General features: G+C 69.7%; 23 protein-coding genes. 10 read left to right on the forward strand and 13 right to left on the reverse strand.

What is annotated here, in order from left to right; genetic code table 11:
- Genes BLW81_RS11270 through BLW81_RS11280 form a run of 3 tightly spaced genes read right to left on the reverse strand, consistent with a single transcriptional unit; the run spans nucleotide 1 to nucleotide 1,049 of the window.
- Nucleotides 1-180, reverse strand: a complete 180-nt coding sequence (locus BLW81_RS11270; protein WP_083407239.1) for a hypothetical protein — start codon at nucleotides 178-180, stop codon at nucleotides 1-3.
- A gap of 29 nt (nucleotides 181-209) precedes the next feature.
- The gene (locus tag BLW81_RS11275; RefSeq protein WP_083407240.1) at nucleotides 210-557 is read right to left on the reverse strand and encodes a UBP-type zinc finger domain-containing protein; all 348 of its coding nucleotides are present in this window, start codon (nucleotides 555-557) and stop codon (nucleotides 210-212) included.
- A gap of 48 nt (nucleotides 558-605) precedes the next feature.
- Entirely contained in the window at nucleotides 606-1,049 is a 444-nt protein-coding gene (locus BLW81_RS11280) for a nuclear transport factor 2 family protein (protein ID WP_083407241.1), read from the reverse strand.
- A gap of 32 nt (nucleotides 1,050-1,081) precedes the next feature.
- Here BLW81_RS11280 and BLW81_RS11285 point away from each other — a divergent pair, with 32 nt between their 5' ends.
- The 4 genes from BLW81_RS11285 to BLW81_RS11300 all read left to right on the forward strand — a co-directional run bounded on the left by BLW81_RS11285 (nucleotide 1,082) and on the right by BLW81_RS11300 (nucleotide 5,690).
- Nucleotides 1,082-1,522: an SRPBCC family protein gene (locus BLW81_RS11285; RefSeq protein WP_083407242.1), complete on the forward strand. Its 441-nt coding sequence runs from the start codon at nucleotides 1,082-1,084 to the stop codon at nucleotides 1,520-1,522.
- A gap of 37 nt (nucleotides 1,523-1,559) precedes the next feature.
- Nucleotides 1,560-2,000 (forward strand): SRPBCC family protein, encoded by a 441-nt coding sequence (locus BLW81_RS11290; protein WP_083407243.1) that lies wholly within the window; start codon nucleotides 1,560-1,562, stop codon nucleotides 1,998-2,000.
- Nucleotides 2,001-2,044: 44 nt separating this feature from the next.
- Nucleotides 2,045-4,654: a LuxR C-terminal-related transcriptional regulator gene (locus BLW81_RS11295; RefSeq protein WP_083407244.1), complete on the forward strand. Its 2,610-nt coding sequence runs from the start codon at nucleotides 2,045-2,047 to the stop codon at nucleotides 4,652-4,654.
- Nucleotides 4,655-4,748: 94 nt separating this feature from the next.
- The gene (locus BLW81_RS11300; protein WP_083407245.1) at nucleotides 4,749-5,690 is read left to right on the forward strand and encodes a hypothetical protein; all 942 of its coding nucleotides are present in this window, start codon (nucleotides 4,749-4,751) and stop codon (nucleotides 5,688-5,690) included.
- An 8-nt stretch (nucleotides 5,691-5,698) separates the two neighbouring features.
- On the opposite strand, the gene BLW81_RS11305 is transcribed toward BLW81_RS11300, so the two are convergent.
- Complete coding sequence (locus BLW81_RS11305; protein WP_083407246.1) at nucleotides 5,699-8,932, reverse strand: AAA family ATPase; 3,234 nt, start codon at nucleotides 8,930-8,932, stop codon at nucleotides 5,699-5,701.
- 135 nt (nucleotides 8,933-9,067) lie between these two features.
- On the opposite strand from BLW81_RS11305, the gene BLW81_RS11310 reads away from it, so the two are divergent.
- Genes BLW81_RS11310 through BLW81_RS11335 form a run of 6 tightly spaced genes read left to right on the forward strand, consistent with a single transcriptional unit; the run spans nucleotide 9,068 to nucleotide 14,689 of the window.
- Nucleotides 9,068-10,153 carry a CaiB/BaiF CoA transferase family protein gene (locus BLW81_RS11310; protein ID WP_157897661.1) on the forward strand — a complete coding sequence of 362 codons (1,086 nt, stop codon included), beginning with the start codon at nucleotides 9,068-9,070 and terminating at the stop codon, nucleotides 10,151-10,153.
- Nucleotides 10,154-10,205: 52 nt separating this feature from the next.
- Complete coding sequence (locus tag BLW81_RS11315) at nucleotides 10,206-10,664, forward strand: SRPBCC family protein (protein ID WP_083407248.1); 459 nt, start codon at nucleotides 10,206-10,208, stop codon at nucleotides 10,662-10,664.
- A gap of 39 nt (nucleotides 10,665-10,703) precedes the next feature.
- Entirely contained in the window at nucleotides 10,704-11,627 is a 924-nt protein-coding gene (locus tag BLW81_RS11320) for a TIGR03564 family F420-dependent LLM class oxidoreductase (protein ID WP_083407249.1), read from the forward strand.
- An 18-nt stretch (nucleotides 11,628-11,645) separates the two neighbouring features.
- Nucleotides 11,646-12,371: a GntR family transcriptional regulator gene (locus tag BLW81_RS11325; RefSeq protein ID WP_083407250.1), complete on the forward strand. Its 726-nt coding sequence runs from the start codon at nucleotides 11,646-11,648 to the stop codon at nucleotides 12,369-12,371.
- Between the two features lie 54 nt (nucleotides 12,372-12,425).
- On the forward strand, nucleotides 12,426-13,976 hold the full coding sequence (locus BLW81_RS11330) for an NCS1 family nucleobase:cation symporter-1 (protein WP_083407251.1): 1,551 nt from the start codon (nucleotides 12,426-12,428) through the stop codon (nucleotides 13,974-13,976).
- Nucleotides 13,973-14,689 carry an aspartate/glutamate racemase family protein gene (locus tag BLW81_RS11335; protein ID WP_083407252.1) on the forward strand — a complete coding sequence of 239 codons (717 nt, stop codon included), beginning with the start codon at nucleotides 13,973-13,975 and terminating at the stop codon, nucleotides 14,687-14,689. The genes BLW81_RS11330 and BLW81_RS11335 overlap by 4 nt, the downstream gene beginning before the upstream one ends.
- Here BLW81_RS11335 and puuE read toward each other — a convergent pair.
- From puuE to BLW81_RS11380, 9 genes are read right to left on the reverse strand one after another with little or no spacing between them, the layout of a single operon-like run.
- Nucleotides 14,671-15,579, reverse strand: a complete 909-nt coding sequence (gene puuE / locus BLW81_RS11340) for an allantoinase PuuE (RefSeq protein ID WP_083407253.1) — start codon at nucleotides 15,577-15,579, stop codon at nucleotides 14,671-14,673. The genes BLW81_RS11335 and puuE overlap by 19 nt on opposite strands.
- Complete coding sequence (gene alc / locus BLW81_RS11345; protein WP_083410470.1) at nucleotides 15,576-16,538, reverse strand: allantoicase; 963 nt, start codon at nucleotides 16,536-16,538, stop codon at nucleotides 15,576-15,578. The genes puuE and alc overlap by 4 nt, the downstream gene beginning before the upstream one ends.
- Nucleotides 16,539-16,561: 23 nt before the next feature.
- On the reverse strand, nucleotides 16,562-17,740 hold the full coding sequence (locus BLW81_RS11350; protein ID WP_083407254.1) for a pyridoxal phosphate-dependent aminotransferase: 1,179 nt from the start codon (nucleotides 17,738-17,740) through the stop codon (nucleotides 16,562-16,564).
- Between the two features lie 27 nt (nucleotides 17,741-17,767).
- The gene (locus BLW81_RS11355; RefSeq protein ID WP_083407255.1) at nucleotides 17,768-18,466 is read right to left on the reverse strand and encodes an urease accessory protein UreF; all 699 of its coding nucleotides are present in this window, start codon (nucleotides 18,464-18,466) and stop codon (nucleotides 17,768-17,770) included.
- The gene (locus BLW81_RS11360; protein WP_083407256.1) at nucleotides 18,447-18,938 is read right to left on the reverse strand and encodes an urease accessory protein UreE; all 492 of its coding nucleotides are present in this window, start codon (nucleotides 18,936-18,938) and stop codon (nucleotides 18,447-18,449) included. Before BLW81_RS11360 ends, BLW81_RS11355 begins: the two co-directional genes overlap by 20 nt.
- Nucleotides 18,938-19,780, reverse strand: coding sequence for an urease accessory protein UreD (locus BLW81_RS11365; RefSeq protein ID WP_083407257.1), 843 nt, complete (start codon nucleotides 19,778-19,780; stop codon nucleotides 18,938-18,940). Before BLW81_RS11365 ends, BLW81_RS11360 begins: the two co-directional genes overlap by 1 nt.
- Nucleotides 19,777-20,397 (reverse strand): urease accessory protein UreG, encoded by a 621-nt coding sequence (gene ureG / locus BLW81_RS11370; protein ID WP_083407258.1) that lies wholly within the window; start codon nucleotides 20,395-20,397, stop codon nucleotides 19,777-19,779. Before ureG ends, BLW81_RS11365 begins: the two co-directional genes overlap by 4 nt.
- A 13-nt stretch (nucleotides 20,398-20,410) precedes the next feature.
- A complete protein-coding gene (gene ureC / locus BLW81_RS11375; protein WP_083407259.1) occupies nucleotides 20,411-22,126 on the reverse strand; it encodes an urease subunit alpha in 1,716 nt (571 codons plus the stop codon).
- Nucleotides 22,126-22,833, reverse strand: coding sequence for an urease subunit beta (locus BLW81_RS11380; RefSeq protein ID WP_083407260.1), 708 nt, complete (start codon nucleotides 22,831-22,833; stop codon nucleotides 22,126-22,128). Before BLW81_RS11380 ends, ureC begins: the two co-directional genes overlap by 1 nt.
- Nucleotides 22,834-22,837 lie beyond the last annotated feature (4 nt).

Consider the following 22,837-nt stretch of genomic DNA (forward strand, 5'->3'; position numbering starts at 1 on the left):
TTACTGCGTGTGGTCGCCGGTGTCGGCGGGCCCGGCGGGTGTCGCACCGCCCTCATCGGACCAGTCCACACCCTCTTCGGTTCCGTCGGTGCCGCGCGCCGGATCGCTCTGCACGTCGTCGTCGGCCGCGGCGGGACCCGCGTCGGTGTCGGTGGTGTCGGGCTTCTTCTCGTCGCTCACCGGCTTGGACTACCCGAAGCGCCCCGGTTCTAGTCGCCGCGGCTGCGCAACTGCGTCATCCAGTCCTTGGGCACCCGCCCGCGCGGGCCGGGGACGGTCTCGTCGGGCGGACGGGACTCCGGGGCCGCGAGCTCCGGGCCGTCGTAGTACTCGTTGGTCGCGAAGTTCCAGAACCAGTCCTCGCCCGGCTCGAACGACCGGATGATCGGATGGCCGGTCTCGCGCCAGTGCGCCGACGCGTGCCGGGCCAGCGAGTCGTCGCAACACCCGATGTGTCCACACGCCGCGCAGCGGCGCAGGTGCACCCACCAGCCGCCGTGGGTGTCGCATTCGACGCAGCCGGTGCCGCTCGGCGGGATCGTGGGATCGACGTCCATGCCCGAGAAGCTAACCGATCGCGGGGGATTGCGCCCCTGGGATGAGTCTCAGCGGGCCATCGTCGAGTTCGGCGCGCTCCAGTCCGTCGACACGAACCGGTGCTTGATCAGCCAATCGTCCCCGACAGGGACGAGCAGGTCGCGGTAGCGGCCGTAATGGTCCAGGCCGATCTCGGTGTAGACGGTGAAGTAGCACGCGACCCGCGCCTGCTGCGGCGTCACCTCGGTGAAGCGGATGTTGGTCACGTTGTGGCGGACGATGCGCCTGACGTTCGACGCCGACGCGGCAGCGGCCGGTCCCGAGACCGCGCCACCGAGGAACTCGACGATCGCATCGCGTCCGCGCGCCGGCGTGGTGCCCCGCACCTCGAGTTCGCCGTCCTCGCAGAACGTGGCGGCGAGTTCGTCGAGCCGCAGCGCGTCGCCGGACCAGTTGTACTGGGCGAGCGTGTCCCTGACACGTCCGCGGGCGCAAAGCTCCCAAAGCTCCATGCGGTCAACCGTAACGGCGATAGTGTCGAAAAATGGCTACCAGCGATTCCCGTGAGGTCGTGATCGAGGCGAGCCCGGCGGAGATTCTCGACGTCATCGCCGACGTCGAGTCCGCTCCGGAATGGTCGTCGCAGCACCAGGGCGCTGAGGTCCTCGAGCGCGACGCCGACGGCCGGCCGGGCAAGGTCCGCCTGAAACTCAAGACCATGGGCATCTCCGACGAGCAGGTGGTGCAGTACTCATGGACCGACAGCAGCGCGAGTTGGACGCTGCTGGAGTCCAGCCAGCTCAAGACGCAGAGTGCGTCGTACACGCTCACCCCGGACGGGGAGAAGACCAAGGTGCGGTTCGAGATCACCGTCGACCCGGCCGTGCCGATTCCGGGGTTCGTGCTCAAGCGCGCGATGAAGGGCGGCCTCGAGGCCGCGACCGATGGGCTGCGCAAACAGGTGCTCAAGGTCAAGAAGCGCTGACGGTTTCGCGCCGTGCGGTCGTGGCAATCAATTCCGCATGGCTGTCACCGAATCCCGCGAGGTCGTCATCGAGGCGGCACCCGATGAGATCCTGTCCGTCCTCTACGACCTCGAGTCGCTGACCGAGTGGTCGTCGGCGCATCAGGAGATCGAGATTCTCGAGCGAGACGACCAGGGCCGCCCGACGAAATCCCGCCAGGTGGTCAAGATCGTCGGAGTCACCGACGAACAGGTACTCGACTACACCGTCTACGACGACGGGGTGGGCTGGACCCTCGTCAAGGCCAACCAGCAGCGCGCACAGCAGGGCCGCTACACCCTGACCCCCGAGGACGGCGGGACGCGGGTTCATTTCGAGCTGACGGTCGAACCCCTGGTGCCGCTGCCCGGCTTCCTGATCAAGCGGGGAGCCAAGGGCCTGATGGAAACCGCGACCGACGGCCTGCGCAAGCGGGTGCTCGCCGTGCGGAAGGGTTGACGGTTTCGCTGCGCCGCACCGCGCGCAGCTCCTAGTCTCGACACGTGCGCTTGTCGTGGCCGTTAATAGGCCGCACGCAGCAGATACACGCGATCGAGGCGGCGATCACGGCGTCGGCGCCCGGCATCCTCATCTGCGGGGCCCAAGGCGTCGGCAAGAGCCGCATCGCCCGGGAGGCGCTGTCATGGGCCGCCGCGCGCGGGTGCACCACGCGGTGGACCGCCGGTACGACATCCGCCAGGAACATCCCGTTGGGTGCCTTCACCTCGTGGGCGCCGACGGGCGTCTCCGACACCCTCACGCTGCTGCGCGGCGTGATCGACTCGCTGGCGCCCGCCGACTCGCCGGCGCAGGTGGTGCTGTCTGTCGACGACGCCCACCTGCTCGACGAGCTGTCGGCGTTCGTCGTCCATCAGATCGCGGCCCGCGCGGCGGCAACGGTGATCCTTACCATCCGCGACGGCGAACCGGTTCCCGCCGCCGTCGAGGACATCTGGGCCAGGACACACTTCGAACGGCTCGACCTCGCACCGCTCGACGCCGACGACACCACGCGGCTGCTGTCGGAAGCGCTCGACGGCCCAGTGGATCCCACTGCTGCGCAACGACTCTGGGACGTGACGGGTGGAAACGGGCTGTACCTGACGAACATCGTCGAGCAGGAAGTCGCCGACGGGCGGCTCACCCGCCAGGACCGGTGCTGGCGCTGGACCGGGGAACTCGTGGTGCCGCCCGGGCTGGTCGGGCTCGTCGAATCCCGTATCGGCGCCCTGTCACCGTCGGTCGGTGAGATCATCGACGCGCTCGCCGTCGGCGAACCGCTGGAACTGGGCGTGCTGCAACGCATCGGTGAGCGCGACGCGATCGAGGAAGCCGAGACCCGCGGCCTGATCACCCTCGAACCGGCCGGGGCCGGGATCGAGGTCCGGTTGGCGCATCCGCTCTACGGCGAAGTCCGCCGCCGCAGCGCACCGCGCAGCCGGCTGCGGCGGCTGCGCGGAGCCATCGCCACCGAACTCGCCGCGACCGGCGCGTCCGACGACATCCGGATCGTCGTACGAAGGGCGGCGCTGAGCGTGGAGTCGGACCTCGAACCGGATGCCGCCCTGCTCGTCCGCGCGGCGTACGGCGCGGTCTGGCTCGGCGAGATGACCCTGGCGGACCGACTCGCCGACGCCGCGGTGCGTGCCGACGCCGGACCCGAGCCGCAGTTCATCCGCGCGCACGCGCTGTCCTGGTCGGGCCGGGGCGCCGAGGCCGAAGCGGTCTTCGCGGCCATCGACACCGACGCACTGTCTGACGACGAACGCGGCAGGTTCGCGTTTCTGCGGTCGAGCAACGCGCTGTGGGCGCTCGGCGACCCCGCGCGGGCCCGGTCGCTGATCGACGAGGCGTCCGGAATTGCGACGGAGACCGCCCGCACGTATGTCACCGCCTTCATGACCGTCTTCTGGTTCGCGATGGACGAATCCGCGGCCGCGGTGCGGGCGGCGAAAGCTCTGACGCTGCACGATATTCCGGTGGTCGGCGCGGAGATCGCCTGGGTGCTCGCGCAGATCTCGGCGGATGCCGGTCGCACCGGTGACGCCGTCGCTGACGCGGCGGCGGGCCACGCCGTCGCGGCCCGCGCGCTCGACGCGCCGCAGATGCGCTTCAACATCGCCGACGCGGAAGTCAGCGCCCTGCTGCTGGCCGGCCAGATTGCCGATGCACTCGGCGTTGCCGCCGAAACGCACCGTCAGAGCCGCGATCTGCCCGGGACCGCCCAACTGCTGGGCGACGCGGTGGCCGGCCGCGCCGCCCTCGGCGCCGGTGACCTGCCCACCGCGTGCCTGCTGCTCGAGCACGCGGCCGACGGCTTGTCCGCGTCTCATCCCGACGGCTGGGGGTACCGCTACCGGATCCCGCATGCCACGGTGCTCGCGATGCGCGGACGGTCCGAGGAGGCGGCCGCCGCGCTCGACGCGTTGTCGCTGGTGCGGCGCCGGTTCCGCATGCTCGACCACGAAAACAGCCTGGCGCGGGCGTGGTTGGCCGCAAGCCAAGGAGCGATCAGCGAGGCGATCACCATTGCGCGTGGCGCAGGCGAACGGGCCTGCGCCAAGGGACAATTCGCTGCTGAGGTGCTCTGCTTGCAGACCGCCACGCAGTTCGGCGATCGCACCACTGCGCCGCGCCTGCACCAACTGACCGGGATCACCGAAGGGCCTCGCGCGGGGGTCGCCGCCCGGTTCGCCCGCGCGCTCGCTGACGGCGACGCCGCCGAGTTGAGCGCCGCGTCAGCCGATTTCGAGGCGATCGGCGACCTGATCGCCGCCCTCGACGCCGCCGGCCACGCCGCGCTGGCCTACCGACGGCTGGAGTTGCGGGGGTCGGCGCTCAGCAGTGCGGCGCGCGCGGCCGCGTTGGCCGAGCGATGCGGGGCGGTCACCCCGGCCCTGCGGCAGGCCGGCGAGCCGTTGCCGCTGACCGAGCGCGAAGCCGAGATCGTGATGCTGATCGGTGAAGGGCTGTCCAATCGTGAGGTCGCCGACCGGCTGACGCTTTCCGTCCGCACCGTCGAGAGCCACATCTACCGGGCGATGGCCAAGACAGGGACCAGCGGTCGCGACGAGCTGGCCGCCCTGCTGGCCCCACCCGCGCGGACTCAGTAACTGTCACCTTTGTCTGCCGAAGTGCAGTGGTGGACTACTGCATCCACCGCCCCTTTCGAGAGTGACCCTTGAGCGGTTACAGGAAGGGGTGCACATGTCCAGAACGAGAAGCGTCGTCGCGACGCTCGGCGCCGGCGTACTCGTGCTCGCACTGGTGGTCGCGCCTCCGGAACTCACGGCCGAACGGGCGGCCCCTCGCGCGGTGCAGCCGACGGCGATGACGTTCTCACCGACGGCGGTGATTGCGGCGTTGCAGCGGTTCGTCGACGCCGACCCGCGCGCAGTCGCGGCTCGGGCAGCGGGTGTGCCGACGCAGAACCAGCCCGGTACCGGCCCGGTGCAGCGCCTCGACGCCGCGCCTTCCGCGGCGGCAGCCGCGCTCGCACTGCCCACACCGGGCAACGTGATCGGCACCTTGCTCGGACCACTGCTGCGCAATCCGTTCATCGCGCCGATCCTCGGGCCGATCATCTTGTTCGGACCGATCATCGCGCTTGTCGTCCTGGCGTGCCCGCCGTGCGCGATCGTCAACTTCATCGGTGGCATCATCCGGAGTTTTCTCATCGAACTCGCCCCGGTGGGAGTCGCCGCTGCGGCGGCGGTCACGGCGGATCTGCCGGTCGAGGAGGAGCCAACGGTCGCTCTGCCCGATGAAACCGTGCCGGATACCTCGGGTCCACCGGTGGGCGTATCGAACGAAATACACAGTCGGACAGAACGGTTCGAGACTTTCCAGCAGGCAGGCCCTGACCTCCCCGAGGCCATCGAGGGCAAGTCGGCGGGCGTGACCGTCGCCGACGCAACCGAGGACGACTTGCCCGTCGAGGAGGACTTGCCCGTGGAGGAGGACGCGCTCGAAGACGTCGACGATCCGACGACGACGCAGACCGGCGAGGAAGAAGTGACCGGTGACAACGGCGGGTTGGCCACAGAGTCCGTGGACGACGCCGACGATGCTGATGACGATCACAGCCCCGCAGGCCCGACCGACACCGCCGGTGACGAATCACCCGGCAACGACGCGCCTTCCGAGTGAGACGACGGTCAGCGCCGGCCTGCAGAGGGGACGGGCCGGCGCTCGATCGTGCCGCTGCCTTCGGTGTCGGCGAGCATCGCGGCGGCCCATCGGAGGTGGCCCTCGTAGCCGAAACGCTCTGCCGTCCTGCGGTACCCACAAGCCAGTTCGCGATAGGTCGCCCGATCGCCCTGCGCCCGAGCCAACAGCGCCCGTGACCTCAGCAGCCAGACGTCACGGATCGCCAGCCCGTCGAGAACCGGTACGGCTGCGAGCCGCTCCAGCGCGACCTCCGCCTCGCACACGTCACCGTCACCGCCGCGGTCCAGGAGGGTCTCCACCAGAACGGCCGTCGCCGGGATGCCCCACGACAACAGCTGGCCCTCGCACACCAGTTGGTCGAGGGCAGCACGGATCTGCACGATCGCCTGATCGCGATCGCCGTGCCGAGCCTGCTCCCGTGCCAGATACACGTTGACCAGCCGCAGCTCGCTCAGGTTGTGGCTCTCATGTTCGAGGACGTCACGAACTTCGGTCAACAACCTGAGTCCGCGGTCGCGCTCCGCTTCTGAATCCCGATGTGCCAGGGCCAGTCCCAAGATCACGCGGTCGAAGGCCACCGCCATGTCGTCACCGGATCGCTCGGCGATGCGCAGGGCATCCTCGATCTCGCGCACCGCTCGATCGTGGGCCGCCAGGACACCGAGAGGTATGCCGGGGAAGTACACGTAGGCCACCACGGTGGCGTAGGAGAACGACCCGGTCTCGCGGGCCATCGCCAGGCCCCGGCGCAGGTCGTCGGACCATCCGGGACGGCCCAGGCAATACCGCGCGAAACCGCGGGTCGTGTAGGCGACCGCGAGCGGCGACCCGAAAAGGAGGTCGCCTGCAGACGGGTCACCGTCGGCCGAGTCGATGGCCCGCTGCGACCACTGCAGCACGTCGCGCCACTCGCCGCCGTGCCCCTTCGGATAGATGAGCGGGAACGACAGCCCCACCGTCAACGTCGGGTCGCGGAGCGAGTCGATCAGGCCCCAGGCTTCGGATGCCAACCGCGATGCGTCGCGGATCCGGCCCTGAAACGCTCGATCTATCGCCAGCCCCGCCATCCCGATCGCCAGCGACGCCGTGTCCCCGGCGGCGGCGCACAGGTCGCGCAACTCGTCGATGTGCTCGTCGGCCACGTTCGCGTGCAGGCGCCAGGCGATGCCGCACAACATGGTGCGGGGGGCGATCTGCATCGCCCGCCGGTTCGGCTCGTCGGCCGGCAGGGCGTCCGCGATCACCCGCGCGCGTTCCCAGCTCTGCCGCGCCGAGGTGATGTCGCGGTCCGTCGCCCACGCCGCGGCACGCATGTGCCACCGGTATGCCGCGGGCAGGTCGTAAGCCGCCTCGAGGTGTTCTGCGATCAAGGCGGCGTTGTCGTCGGCCGACGCCGGGAAGCGTTCCTCGATGGCCACCGCGACGCGCCGATGCAGAGCGGCGCGATCGGTTCTGAGCTGTGACTCGTAGGCCACCGCGCGGATCAGCGGATGACGGAAGGTGTACTCAGCGCCGCGCGGACACCGCACTCGGTCGATGAGCTCCGCAGCCAGCAGTTCGTCGACCACCGCATCGGGCTGCAGTGCGGCGAGCAGATCCGCCCCGAACCTGGCGCCGAGAATCGAAGCCGCACTCAATGTCCTGCGGGAAGATGCACTCAACCGGTCGATGCGCGCCTTGATCGCGGCCTGCACCGTGGCCGGCACACAGACGTCGGCAACGTCGACCTCGCAGACGTATTCGCCGTGCGCGCCCTGCAGCACACCGCGCTGCACCATCTCGCGCACCATCTCCTCGGCGAAGAACGGGTTCCCCGAGGCGCGTTCGGTGATGACCGTCGCCAGCCGCGCCGCCGACGGGTCACCCCCCACCAACTCGCCGAGCAACATGGCGGTCTCCGAATCATGCAGCGGCGCAAGCGCAATGGCATGCGCGCCCGGCACCCGGGAGAGGGCGCCGACGTATTCAGGACGAAACGTGATCAACACCAGCTGTGGCGTCTGCGGGACCACGGTGAGGAAATCGCCGAGCAGTGACTCGCTGGCCGGATCGATCCAGTGCGCGTCCTCGACGATGAACAGCGCCGGTTCTTTACGTGACAACGAGGCAGTGTTGATCAGCGCGGTGAGCCGTCGGCGGCGCGCGTCGGGATCGATCTGCGGCGACGACAGATCGGGGTCGGCGATACCCAGCAGGTCGTCGAGCAGCAGCAGGTCCAGCGGGTCGGACTCCGGATACTGCTCACGGATGCGGGCGCGGGCCGCCTGGCCGTCGAGGTCAACCACTCCGGCGCCCGCCCGCAGTAATCGGGTCACCGCGTGGAACGGGACGTCCTGGGCGTGCGACTCGCAGAACGTCCAGTGCACCTCGATGCCACGGGCGCTGGCCAGCGCGGCGGCCTCGCGGGCCACCCGGCTCTTGCCGACACCCGCGGATCCGGACAGGCTCACGACGCCGCCGCGACCGCGGATGGTGCCGCCGATGAGACCGTCAAGAGTGGCCATCTCCCCGCGCCGCCCGACCAGGCTGGCTTCGACGCGATCGGTCATGACATCACGGCCGTGGACCGAGCGCAGTCGCTGCGCACGCACGGGGAGATCGGACCCCTTGACGCGGACGAATTCCGGATCGGTGAGCGACGCGAGGTGAGCGACGAGTCGCGCGGTCGTCTCCGAGAGCAGCACGCCTCCCGGAGGCGCCGCCGACTCGATTCGCTTCGCGAATCCGACCGTTTCGCCGGTCGCGACATAGCCGAGCGACCCCGACCCGATGTCTCCGGCGATCACCCGCCCGGAGTTCACGCCCACCCGCACGAGCAGGTCGACGCCGTCGCGGTCCTTGACGGCGGCGGCCAGTCGCTTGGCCTCGCGCTGGATCTCCAGCGCGCTCAGGCAAGCGCGAAAAGCGTGGTCCTCCAACGCGATCGGGGCACCGAACAGCGCCATCACACCGTCGCCGTTGTACTCGACGGTGCCGCCGTAGCGGCGCGCCGCCTGTGCGGACCGCTCGACCAGTTCGGTCATGATCTCGCGCAGGCGCTCGCCGTCAACCGCGGCCGCGAGGTCCATCGAGCGCACCACGTCGGCGAACAGCACCGTCACCTGTTTGTACTCCGGGAGGCCACACGGGGCCGCGGCTCGCGCACCGCACTCGTCGCAGAACTTGGCGCCGTGCCGCAGACCCGTGCCGCACGACCTGCACACCGCTGCCGTCGACGTCACTGTTTTACCGCCGATCCGGACGGCACCCACGTGCCTCCGATGCGCCCAGGGTAGGACCAGCCACCGGCGGGCACGGACCGAAACGCCAATATTGACGAGCTCGACGAAACGCGCCTCCGAGTAACGTGACCGCCCGTGACGCACAGCGGACCTCTTGCGGGCGTGAAAGTCATCGAACTCGGCGGCATCGGTCCGGGACCGCACGCCGCGATGGTGCTGGCCGATCTCGGCGCCGACGTGGTGCGCGTGCGCAGGCCCGGCGGGTTGCAGATCCCGGCCGAGAACGTCGACCTGCTGCACCGCGGCAAACGCGTCGTCGACCTCGACGTCAAGCAGGACCCGGGCGCGCTGCTGAACCTGGCCGCCAAGGCCGACGTGTTGATCGACGCGTTCCGGCCGGGCACCTGCGAACGCCTCGGCATCGGGCCCGACGAATGCGCGGCGGTCAATCCGCGGCTCATCTACGCGCGGATCACCGGCTGGGGTCAGCACGGCCCGCTGGCGCAGACCGCCGGCCACGACATCAACTACCTCTCCCAGACCGGCGCGCTGTCGGCGATCGGATACCGCGACCGGCCGCCGGTCGCGCCGCTGAACCTGGTCGCCGACTTCGGCGGCGGGTCGATGTTCGTGCTGCTCGGCATCGTGTCCGCACTGTACGAACGCGAGCGCTCCGGGCTGGGGCAGGTGATCGACGCGGCGATGGTCGACGGTGTCTCGGTGCTGGCGCAGATGGCGTGGACGATGAAGGCGACCGGCACGCTGAGCGACGAACGCGAGTCGTTCATGCTCGACGGCGGCGCACCGTTCTACCGCACTTACGAAACCGCCGACGGCAGGTACATGGCCGTCGGCGCGATCGAGCCGCAGTTCTACGCGCAACTGCTCGACGGCCTCGGACTCGATCCGGCCGAACTGCCGCATCAACTCGACAAGGCGGCGTACCCGCAGATGCACGCCGTGTTCGCCGAGCGGTTCGCAAGCAAAACCCGCGACGAGTGGTCCGCGATCTTCGCGGGCACCGACGCGTGTGTCACCCCGGTGCTGACGTGGAGCGAGGCGGCGCACAACGACCACCTGCGCGCACGGTCGACGCTGGTGCAGGCCGACGGCGCCGATCAGGCCGCGCCGGCGCCGCGGTTCTCGCGCACACCGGCCGGCCCGGTCGGCTCGCCGCCGCAGCACACCACGCCGATCGCCGATATTGACTGGGACCAATAATTAGCTGGAAAGGCCTATACATCAGGCTGGCGACTTGGCTAGGATTTGCCGCATGGCGGTTCAGGCATCGCGGGAAGTGGTTTTCGAGGCGCCCAAAGACGTCATTCTCGACGCGCTCGCCGACATCGACGCGGTCCCGACGTGGTCGCCCGTGCACAAGTCCGCCGAGGTGCTCGACCGCCATCCCGACGGCCGGCCCCACCACGTCAAGGCGACGTTCAAGATCATGGGCGTCACCGACAAGGAAGTCCTCGAGTACCACTGGGGCGACGACTGGGTGGTGTGGGACGCCAAGGCGACGCTGCAGCAGCGCGGCCAGCACGGCGAGTACAACCTGACCGCCATCGGCGAGGACCGCACCCGGGTGCGGTTCGACATCGTGATCGACCTGGCCGCCCCGATCCCCGAATTCCTGCTGCGCCGGGCGAAGAGGATGGTGCTCGACGTGGCGACCGAGAACCTGCGTCGACGGGTGATGACCGACGACCAGTCTTCCGCTCAGCCCGATTAGCGCGGAATAGGATCCGCTCGCGCTCCGGTTGCACGCTGCATGCCGACCGGAGTTTTTCTCTTCCCCAGCCCGAACGCCACCAACGTCGTCGACGACGTCATCGACAAGGCGCGCGCCGCCTATGACGTTGGCGTGCGCCAGATCTGGCTGGCCCAGCAGCTGGCGCAGGACGCGATCGGTCTCGCCGGGCACATCGGAGCCGCCGTCCCCGGCCTCGGCGTCGGCACGTCGGTGGTGCCGATCAACCCCCGCCACCCGTTGCTCATCGCGTCGCAGGCGCAGACCGCGCAGGCCGCCGCACACGGCAACTTCAGCCTCGGGCTCGGACTCGGCGCGCACGCGGTGGAAACCGAGGCGTTCGGTCAGGCGTGGCCGAACACCGTCCAACGCCTCAGGGAGCATCTGACCGTGCTGCGGTCGATCCTCGACGACGGGGCCGTCGACTTCCACGGCGAGGAGGTCAGCGCGGTCTCGATCTGGCCGGTGACCGTCGCCGGCGGTACCCCGATACCGGTGTACGTCGCCGCGATGGGGCCCAAGGCGCTGCAGGTCACCGGTGAACTCGCTGACGGCACAATGCCTTACCTCGCCGGACCGCGCACCCTCAAGGAGTTCATCGTGCCGACGATCACGGCTGCCGCCGAGCAGGCCGGCCGTCCTGCGCCGCGCATCATCGCCGCCGCACCCGCCCTCGTGCTGGACGACGTCGACGCCGCCCGTGCGGTGTCAGACCAGAAGCTGGCGTTCTACGAGACGATCCCGTCGTACCGAAAGGTGCTCGCGCGCGAGGGCGTACAGTCGGCCACCGAACTCGCGGCGATCGGCTCGACCGAGGCGGTGGTGGAGCGGATGCGCGATTATCTCGACGCCGGGGCCACCGATGTGGTGCTCAATCCGCTGCGCACCGAACCCGGTGACCTCGAGGCGCTTTGGGAGGTCGCGCGCAACATCGACGCAACATGAGGTGCCTACCGTAGCGGGATGCCGTCGCGACGCCGTTCGCCGCTGTTGGCGCGTTTGGTGGTCGAGGCGCCCGGCCGCCCGCAGCAGGCCATCCTCGACGAGCTGAGGCGGGTGCTGCTCGACGGCGCCGTCTTGCCCGGCACCCCGATCCCGCTGGCCGAGGTGGCCGACCTGTTCGGGGTCAGCCAGATCCCGGTGCGCGAAGCGCTCAAGACGCTGATCGGGGAAGGGCTGGTGACCCACCGCAGCAATTTCGGCTACACCGTCGCGCAGTTGACGCCGCTGGAGCTGCGCGAGATGTACATCGTGCGCGAGACCCTGGAGTCGGCCGCGCTGGCCGCGGCGGTCGCCAACGCGACCGACGGGGACCGGGCCGCGATCGTCGCCGCCAACGAGGCCCTGCAGCACGCGATCCGCGAGGACGACCCCAGCGCCTATCACCGCCAGAGCCGCGGCTTCCACCTCGCCCTGACGCGGCCCTCACGGATGCACCGGCTGCTGCACATGCTCGAATCCGCTTGGAACGTCACCGAACCCGTGCAATCGATGGTGCACGTGTCAGGCGACGACCGGGCGGCGTTGCACGCCGACCACTGCGAAATGGTCGGGGTGTTCCTCGCCGGCGACGTCGAGGGCCTGCTGACCGCGGCGGAGGCGCACGCGCAGCGGCTCAATTCGGTCATCTCAACCCTGCCCACCGACACCGGTCTGTTGATGCCGACGGATATATCTTCTGCGCAATAGCCGGGTAGTTCACCGGAAATAGCGACGCAACACAGCGCGGTTAGCGTCCGCGCCATGACCAACCTCGAAACCGCAGGCAGGACTGACCTCCCGCCCGGCACCATCATCGCTGCCGGCGACATCGTCGAAGCCGCCGGCCATCCCATCGGCAGCGGCGTCATCAAACCCGGATACGACCTCCGCCTCACCAACGAGGACCTGGCCCCGCTGCGAAAGCAGACCTGGTCGTCGTACAACATCTTCGCGTTCTGGATGTCCGACGTGCACAGCGTCGGCGGGTACGTCACCGCCGGCAGCCTGTTCGCGCTCGGCCTGGCCAGTTGGCAGGTGCTCGTCGCCCTGCTGATCGGCATCATCATCGTCAACGTGTTCTGCAATCTGGTGGCCAAACCCAGCCAGGCCACCGGCGTGCCCTACCCGGTGATCTGCCGCAGCGTGTTCGGCGTGCTCGGAGCGAACATCCCGGCCATCATCCGCGGCCTGATCGCGGTGGCGTGGTACGGCATCCAGACCTACCTGGCCTCGGCGGCGCTGGACGTGGTGCTGCTCAAGCTGTTCCCGGGGCTCATGCCCTACGCGGAGGTGGAGCAGTACGGCTTCGCCGGGCTGTCGCTGCTCGGCTGGGGCAGCTTCATCCTGCTGTGGATCCTGCAGGCCTGCGTGTTCTGGCGCGGCATGGAGTCCATCCGCAAGTTCATCGACTTCTGCGGACCCGCGGTCTACGTCGTGATGTTCCTGCTGTGCGGATACCTGATCTATCAGGCCGGCTGGGGCGCAATCGATCTCAACCTCGGCGACGTCACCTACACCGGCCTGTCGTCGATCCCGGTGATGCTCGGCGCGATCGCGCTGGTGGTCTCGTACTTCTCCGGGCCGATGCTCAACTTCGGCGACTTCTCCCGCTACGGCAAGTCGTTCGCGGCCGTCAAGCGCGGGAACTTCCTCGGTCTTCCGGTCAACTTCCTGCTGTTCTCCATCCTGGTCGTGGTGACGGCGTCGCTGACGGTGCCGGTGTTCGGCGAGCTGCTCACCGACCCGGTCGAAACCGTGGCGCGCATCGACTCGACGTTCGCGATCGTACTGGGCGCGTTGACGTTCACCATCGCGACCATCGGCATCAACATCGTCGCGAACTTCATCTCGCCGGCGTTCGACTTCTCCAACGTCAGCCCGCAGCGCATCAGCTGGCGTGCCGGCGGCATGATCGCGGCCGTCGGGTCGGTGCTGATCACGCCGTGGAACCTGTACAACAACCCGGAGGTCATCCACTACACGCTGGAGACCCTCGGCGCGTTCATCGGCCCGCTGTTCGGTGTGCTGATCGCCCACTACTACCTGGTGCACAAGCAGAAGGTGGTCGTCGACGACATGTTCACCCTCGATGAGGACGGAACCTACTGGTACACCAAGGGTTACAACCCGGCTGCGGTCATCGCGACCGTGATCGGCGCCGTGGTGGCGGTGGTCCCGGTGCTGCTGGGCGGTTCGGTGGTCGGCATGCACACCGCCGCGCAGTACAGCTGGTTTATCGGGTGCGGGCTCGGGTTCGCCGCGTACTGGGCGATGGCCACCCGCGGCCGCTTCGCGGTGCCTGCCCTGCCGTGACGCGGATCTGGGTCATCAACCCGAACACCACCGAGGCGATGACGGCCGCGATCGAGCGCTCCGCTCGGGCCGTCGTCGCCCCGGGCACGGTGGTCACCGGCGTCACCTCCGAGATCGGGCCCGCTTCGATCGAGAGCCATTACGACGAGGCGCTTTCGGTGCCCGGTGTGCTGCGCGCGATCGAGCGTGGTGAACGCGAGGGGGTGGACGGCTATGTCATCGCGTGCTTCGGTGACCCGGGTCTGGACGCCGCACGCGAGGCGGCGGCCGGCCCGGTGATCGGCATCGCCGAGGCCGCGATGCACACCGCGAGCCACCTCGGGCGCGGGTTCAGCGTCGTCACCACGTTGGCGCGGACCATCGGGCGCGCCGAGGACCTCGCCAACCACTATGGGATGCAGCGGTTCTGCCGCGGGGTCCACGCCTGCGACATCCCGGTGCTCGACCTGGACACCGACCCAGACGCGCGCAAGATCGTCACCGAGGCGTGCCGGGAGGCCGTCGAGTCCGACGGTTCCGACGTGGTGGTCCTCGGGTGCGCGGGAATGGCGTCGATGTGCGCGCCGATATCGGCCGAACTGGGTGTGCCGGTCGTCGACGGCGTCACCGCGGCGACGCTCACGGTGCGGTCGCTGGTCGCGATGGGATTAGGCACCTCCAAGCGCGGCGAGTTCGCCGCGCCGCTGCCGAAGGACTACCTGACCGGCGGGTGATGCGTGCGCCAGTGCTCGGCGATCTCGATGCGCTGCGCGAGCCACACCCCGTCGTGGGACAGCACGTGGTCGCAGAACCGTTCGAGCGCCGCGCTGCGCGCCGGGCGGCCCGCCAGCCGGCAGTGCAGGCCGATCGACAGCATCTTCGGGTTGCCTTCTCGCCCTTCGCGGTACAGCACGTCGAAGGCGTCGCGCAGGTGGGCGAAGAACTCCTCGCCGGTGGCGAACCCCGCGGCCGAGGCGAACCGCATGTCGTTGGTGTCCAGCGTGTAGGGCACGACCAGGTGGTCGGTGTCGTGCACGCGCACCCAGTACGGCAGGTCGTCGGCGTAGGAGTCCGCGTCGTAGACGAATCCGCCTTGCTCGACGACGAGTTCGCGGGTGTTGGGTGAGTCACGGCCGGTGTACCAGCCGCGCGGTGCGGCGCCGGTCAACTCGGTCAGGATGCGCACCGCCTCGGCCATGTGGCCGCGTTCGGTGTCACGGTCGATGGACTGGTAGGACTTCCACCGCAGTCCGTGACAGGCGATCTCGTGGCCGAGTTCGGCGAACGCCGCGACGGCTTCCGGGTTGCGTTGCATCGCCCTGGCCACAGCGAAGATCGTCAGCGGGATGCCGCGTCGCTCGAAGATCCGAAGCAGCCGCCACAGGCCGGCCCGCGAACCATATTCGTAGAGCGACTCCATGCTCATGTGGCGGTCGGGAAACGCCTCGGCGAGGGTGATCTCCGACAGGAACGTCTCCGAGGCCGGGTCGCCGTCGAGCACCGAATTCTCGGCGCCCTCTTCGTAATTGAGCACGAACTGCACCGCGATCACCGACCCGCCCGGCCACTTCGGGTCCGGCGGGGTGCGGCCGTAGCCCACCATGTCGCGCGGGTATGAGGTCACGCCAGCTCGCCGAAGAGCCGCAGCCGCGCGAGGCCGCCGTCGGGAAAGATGTCGAGCCGCACGCGGTCGATGACATCGGTTGCGCCCAGCGGGAACCGGTGCCGGGTGTCAGGCAGCAGGTCGGTGCGCGGCAGCAGCGGCACGTGGGTCCCGTCGGCGCGCATCCCGGTCAGCGAGGCCGCACCGGGGCTGTTACCGATGAAGTACGAGGTGTCGATCTCGGCCATCCGGATCCGGCCGGGACCCGCGAGCCGCAGGAGTACCCAGTCGTTGCCGTCGTCACGGCGCCGCGCGGTCTCCCAGCCGTCGCCCATCACCTGCGCCAGGCCGGGGAAGATGATGTTCTGCGGTGAGCTGTAGAACCGGTTCGAACAGTCCAGCACCAGGCCGCCGTTCTCGAGCGCGGCCAGGTCGACTGGGCCGAAACCCAGCTGGCGCCGGTCGGGCATGCCCTCGCCGTGCACCCGCAGCCGGGCCACCCCGCCGTCGGGGTACATGGTCAACCGCACATGGGTCCAACGGGTTTCGGAATGCACCTCGAACGGGTTGCGGGTGTCGCCGTATACCTTCGCGCGTTCGACGATTGTCTGCCAACCGGGGTCGGCGGCGATCTGCTCCGCGGGCGGATATCCGTCGACCGCGATGGCCTCGACCGACACCTCCGGCGGGAAGTTGCCCTTGAACCACGCGGTGTCGACCACCACGCCGCGGATCAGCCCGGGCACCCCCAACCGCACCACCGCCTGATCGTGTCCGGGTTCGCGGCGGCGGCGGGTCTCCCAGCCGTCGTAGACCTGGCCCTTGTGTCCGAACGTGGCGGCCCGGTACCCGGCCGGTCCCGGGTTGATCAGGTTCTCCTTCTCGGCGAACGTCTCGTCGTTGGCCCAGATCACCGCGCCGCCCAGCGAGCGCAGCGCGAGGTCGGGCAGCCACGTGAAATCCGGTTCGGGGTCCGACACTCGACCATCGTCACAGATCGCGCTCACCGGCGCAGCGCGGCCAATCGCCGGATCGCCTCGTCGAGCGTCTCGTTGCGCTTGCAGAACGCGAAGCGCACCAAGTGGTTCCACATGTCGGCGTGCTCGGCGCCCGGATCGCAGAACGCCGACATCGGGATCGCGGCCACGCCGGCCGTGTGCGGGAGGTCCGCGCAGAACGCCGCGCTGTCGTCGAAACCGAGCGGCCGCGGATCGGCACACAGGAAGTAGGTGCCGAAACTGTCGTGCACCTCGAACCCGAGCTCGGTCAGCGCAGCGCCGAGCCGGTCCCGCTTGGCCTGCAGCGAGTCGCGCAGCCCGGCCACCCAGGCGTCCTCGGTGTTGAGCGCGTGCGCCACCGCGGGCTGGAACGGCGCCCCGCCGACATAGGACATGTACTGCTTGGCCGCCCGCACACCGGCGATCAGATCCGCTGTGCCGCAGGCCCACCCGATCTTCCAGCCGGTCACATTGAACGTCTTGGCGGCGCCGGAGATGGTGACCGTGCGGTCGCGCATGCCGGGATAGCCGACCAGCGGCAGGTGCCCCCCGCCGGGGAAGTCCGAGTACACCAGGTGCTCGTAGACCTCGTCGGTGATGACCAGCAGGTCGGCCTCGACGGCGAGTTCGGCCACCGCGCGCAGTTCGGCGTCGGTGGCGACCATGCCGGTCGGGTTGTGCGGCGAATTGAGGATCAGCGCCCTGGTCTCCGGTGTGACCGCGGCGCGCAGCGCGTCCACGTCGATGCGGAAGCCGCCGCCGTCGGGCATCAGCGGCACCGACCGGCGCCGGCAGCCCGCCATCGCGATGACGGGGGCGTAGGTGTCGAACGCGGGATCGATCAGCAGCACCTCGGAGCCGGGCTCGACCAGACCGATCACCGCGGCCGCGATCGCCTCGGACGCGCCGACGGTCACCAGCACCTCGGTCTCGGGGTCGTATACCGTGCCGTAGTGCCGCAGGCGCTGGGCGGCGATCGCCTCGCGCAGCGGTGCGATGCCGGGGCCGGGCGGGTACTGGTTGACGCCGTCGGCGATCGCCTCCTCGGCGATCTTGAGCATCTGCGGCGGCCCGTCCTCGTCGGGGAACCCCTGGCCGAGGTTGACGGCGCCGACACGGGCGGCCAGCGCCGACATCTGCGCGAAGATGTTGATCGCGTACGGCTGCAACCGTCGAACCGTCACCCGGTCGAGCCTAGTAGTGGCGCCAAGTCAGGTGGTGAACAGGCGGGCGGTGCGGGTCTCGTGCCGCATGCCGCTGATCTCGAGCGCAGGTGCGGTGCTGTGGAGGTCGTCGATGCCGCGCCCCCAGACCTGGTCGGCCAACGCGGCGATGTCGGCCGCCGCGCCGACCTGCACGCGCTGGCTGTGCAGGGGGCCGAGGCGGCCGAGGCGCACGGCGACGCTGAGCAGCGACGCCATCATCGAGCGCAGCGACCCGAGCACGGCGGTGCGCAGCGCCACCCCGATGACCGCCTGCAGCGCGCCGTCCACGACGGCGCAGTGGCCCGGCGTCGCACCGTCGAGCACCGCGTCGAGGAAGGCCAGCCCCGGCGCCAGCCCGCTGTGCCGCGCGGCCGACGCCAGCTGCCTGCCGGAGGACTCCGAGGCGATGCGGGCGTTGTCGAACAGCTTGTAGGACGCGGTCAGCTCGTCGAGGGTGCACAGCACCTCCGGTGACGGCGCGGCGCGCCACGCCGCCGCGGTGATCGTGGCGTCCAGCGGGGCGTAGGAGTGGGCCAGGTACTCGGTCACCGCGGCCGCGATCTGCGCGGGCCCGGCCTCGGGACGTTCGGACAGCCACTCCTCGAAGCCGTGGCTGTGCACCATCCGTCCGGCCGGAAAGGCGCTGTCGTGCAACTGCATCCACAGCGCGAGCGCGACCGCCGGGTCAGTGGTGGTGGCCGGCATGGGCGTCTGCTGAGGTGCGGGTCCAGCCGTCGGCGGCCATCGAGACGGGCGCGACGTCGCCGTGGATGTGGAGGTCGGCCATCATCGACCTGGCAGCCTCGGCGCTGGTGAACAGCGGCGCCGCGAGCGCGTCCTCGCCGACGTCGATCGGCGCGTGCTGGTTTCCCAGCAGGTAGCCGAGCAACAGCATCCGGCGCGCACCGGCGGGACCGCTGTTGTCGTCGAACCGGACCGAGATCGCCGGCTCCTGCGGTCGCCGCACCACCACCACCTGCTCACCGTCGTCGGCCAGCACCGCGCCGTGTCGCAGAAAGGTGCCGCGCGGCAACATGATCCGCACCTCGATCCCCGTGTCGGCCGTGACCAGCTGCCGGTGTTTGGCGGCGTCGCCCCAGCCGATGTCGACGTGGTGGCGTCGCCGGCCGGCGAACCGGTTCTCGTCGATGTCACCGAGCACGAAACAGGCCAACATCACGCACTGACCTCCGAATCACCGTGGGACGCCGGCACCAGGACGGACCGCGCGAACTCGAACAGGGCGTGGCGGGTCCGGTGCAGCTCCGGTGCGGTCTGCGCCGTCAGCCGGATGAACACACCCGCCTCGGCGGGCAGTCGGCCCGCGCCGCCGCGACAGCCCTCGGCGGTGTCGAGCACCGAGCGCAGACCGTCGAGCAGCAGCTCTGTGTCAGAGCCCGGGGCCACCGCGACAAAGGTGCCCAGATAGTCACCGTCCAGAAGGCAGCCGCCGCCGGTCGCGGCGCCGGGCCGGACGACCTGGCGGTCGCGGGCCACCACGCGGCCGTCGACCCGCACCGTGAACGCGCTGTCGTAGCAGCAGTAGGTGAAGCGCTCGCCGTGCGCGATGCGGCCCGCGGCGACAGCCTCCCAACCGAGATAGACGCCGCCGCACGCGAGGTCGATGTCGACTCGCTGGCGGTAGGTCGAACCCGCGTGCGGGATCACCGTCTGCGGGTTGTACTCCAGCACCGCCCCCGCGGCGACGCTGAACTCGGCGCGATGCCGGGCCCCCGGGCCGTCGCCGGCGAACACCTGCGTGGCGGCCTGGGTGGTGAGGTGCAGATGGCTGCCCGGTCCGCACCGTACCGCGGTGTGCAGATCGTCGTCGGAAAACGCGCCGCCGCTCGGGCTCTGCACGCACAGCGTCGCCGCGCCGGGATGATCGGTTGCCGAGCGCAGCGGCACGGTCACGCGCTGCGGATAGCGTTGGCGCAGTGACGTTGTCCGGGTGCGGCCCGTCGCGTCGGCGACGACGTCGACGGCGAGCTCGCCCGGCCGGATGGTCGGTGCGGTCACTGCGGGCTCGGGGTCAGCATCGCGGCGTCGACGAGTTGCCGTGTCAGTTCGTCCAATCCCTGCCCGGACCTCAGATCGGTGAACACCGTCGGCTTCACCGGCCGCGCGGCCGCACAGTCGCGGCGCATCATCTCGAGGTCGGCGCCGACCAACGGCGCGAGGTCGATCTTGTTGACCACCAGCAGATCCGCCTGCAGCAGCCCGATGCCGTTCTTGCGCGGTATGTCGTCGCCGGCGGCGGTGTCGATGACGAACACCCAGTAGTCGACCAGATCCGAGGTGAAAGTGGCCGCGAGGTTGTCGCCACCGGACTCGATCAGGATCACCTGTAGGTCCGGGAACCGGCGGCAAAGACGTGCGACGGCAGCCAGATTCGCCGACGGGTCCTCCCGGATCGCGGTGTGTGGGCAGGCGCCGGTCTCCACGGCAAGTACCCGGTCCGGATCGATGACACCACTGCGCCGCACGCGTTGGGCGTCCTCGTCGGTCACCAGGTCGTTGGTGATCACGGCGACGCTGAACCCGAGCCGGTGCAGCTGCGGGACCAGGTTCTCGACCAACCGCGTCTTGCCCGACCCCACAGGACCGCCGATGCCGATGCGCACTACTTCAGTCATGCTGTCCGCCTCGCTATTTGAGTGTGTACCGACGACCCAGCGGCACCCGGGTCATCGGTGTGCTCACACACGGCTGCCCGTCGACGGTCACCCGGTAGGTGTCCGGTTCGATGGTGATGTCCGGCAGGTAGTCGTTGTGCAGCAGGTCCGCCTTCGTCAGCGACCGCGCGCCGCGACAGCCGACCAGGCGGGTCTGCAGACCGAGCCGGTCACCCAGGCCGGCGTCGACAGCCCCGGCCGCCACGAAGTTCACCGACACGTCGGCCGGGGCGCGCCCGTACGCCGCCCACTGCGGGCGGTAGCGCAGCGGTTCACACGTCATCAGCGACGCGTTCGCCTCACCCATCACCGACCACGCCGGGAATCCGCCCTTGAACACCACTTCCGGCCGGATGCCGAAGAACTTCGGCTCCCACAGCACGATGTCGGCCAGCTTGCCGGGCTCCAGCGAGCCGACCTCGTGGTCGATGCCGAACAGCCGCGCCGGGTTGACCGTGAGCTTCGCGATGTAGCGCAGGATGCGCGCGTTGTCGGCGCCGGTGCCCTCGTCGGCGGGCAGCGCACCGCGAGTCGCCCGCATGTGGGACGCCAGTTGCCATGTGCGCGCGATGGTTTCCCCGATCCGGCCCATGCCCTGGGAGTCCGAGCCCATCGCCGAGATCGCGCCCAGGTCGTGCAGCACATCCTCGGCGGCGATGGTCTCACGCCGGATCCGCGACTCGGCGAACGCGACGTCCTCGGGGATGCGCGGGTTGAGGTGGTGGCACACCATCACCATGTCGAGGTGTTCGTCGAAGGTGTTGAGCGTGTACGGGTTCGTCGGGTTGGTGGACGACGGCAGGCAGTACGGTTCGCCCACCACCCGCATGATGTCGGGTGCGTGGCCGCCGCCGGCGCCCTCGGCGTGATACGTGTGGATCGCCCGCCCGCCGATGGCGGCCATGGTGTCCTCGAAGAAGCCGGACTCGTTGAGGGTGTCGGTGTGGATCTGCACCTGCAGGTCGAGTTCGTCACCGGCGTCGAGCGAGGCCCGGATCGCGGCCGGGGTGGCGCCCCAGTCCTCGTGGATCTTGAAGCCGATGGCCCCCGCCAGTCCCTGCTCGATCAGCGGTGCGGTGCTCGAGGCGCTGCCGTTGGCGATGAACCCGAAGTTCATCGGGAACGCCTCGGCGGCGCGCAGCATCCGCGCCAGATTGTTCGGGCCCGACGAGGTGATGCCCACGGTGACCGGGCCCAGCCCGCCGCCGATCATCGTGGTGACCCCGCTGGAGATCGCCTCCTCGACCAGTCCGGCACTGTCGAAGTGCACGTGCACGTCGATGGCGCCCGCGGTGGCGATCATGCCCTCCCCGGATCGGATGTCGGTGCCCGCGCCGATCACCATGCCGGGGTCGACGCCGTCCATGGTGCGCGGGTTGCCCGACTTGCCGATGCCCGCGATGCGCCCGTCGCGAATGCCGATGTCGGCCTTGCGGATACCGAGCACCGCGTCGACGATCAGCGCGTTGGTGATGACGAAGTCCAGTGCGCCGTCGCCGTTGGTGACGTCGCCGTGCACGGCCATCCCCTCACGCATGGTCTTGCCGCCGCCGAACACCGACTCGTCGCCGTAGACGGTCGCGTCGTGTTCGACTTTGGCCAGCAGTTCGGTGTCGGCCAGCCGGACCCGGTCACCGGTGGTCGGGCCGTACAGCTCGGCGTAGTGCCGTCGAGAGATGCGGTGTGCCATCAGACACCCCGCCCGGAGTCGAGGAAGCCCGACGCGTGCATGCGCTCCATCAGTGCATCGGTCGCGGCGCCGGCCGTCGCGCCGTTGGTGACGTCGTTCTGGCCGACCACGATCTGCTCACCGCCATAGCGCGTCAATGAGACCTCCTGTGCCTCACCGGGTTCGAACCGCACCGCGGTGCCGGACGGGATGTCCAGCCGCATCCCGAAGCAGGCGGCCCGGTCGAACCGCAACGCCCGGTTGACCTCGAAGAAGTGGAAGTGCGAACCCACCTGGATCGGGCGGTCACCGGTGTTGTCGACGGTGACGGTCACGGTCGGGCGTCCGGCGTTGAGTTCGAGGTCGCCGTCGCAGGGCCGGATCTCGCCGGGGACGACGGCGGGTTCGGCGGTCGTCCCGCTGCCCGGGCCGATGGCGTCGTGCACCGTGACCAGCTTCTGCCCGTCCTCGAAGAACGCCTCGACCTGCACCGAACCGAGCAGGGTGGCCACCCCGGGCAGGACGTCGTCGTCGGTCAGCACGGTGGCGCCGTGCGCGGCGGCGTCGGCGACCGTCGCGCCCGCGCGGGCGGCCTCGGCCACCTCGTCGGCGATCAGGGCGCGGGCTTCCGCGTAGGTCAGCGCCAGGCCCGCCGAGCGGCGCTTGCGCGCCAACTCGGCGGCCAGGAACAGCAGCAGTCGGTCCTCGTCTTTGGGAGTCAGGTGCATGACG

The sequence above is a fragment of the Mycolicibacterium rutilum genome, from assembly GCF_900108565.1.
GTDB lineage: Bacteria > Actinomycetota > Actinomycetes > Mycobacteriales > Mycobacteriaceae > Mycobacterium > Mycobacterium rutilum.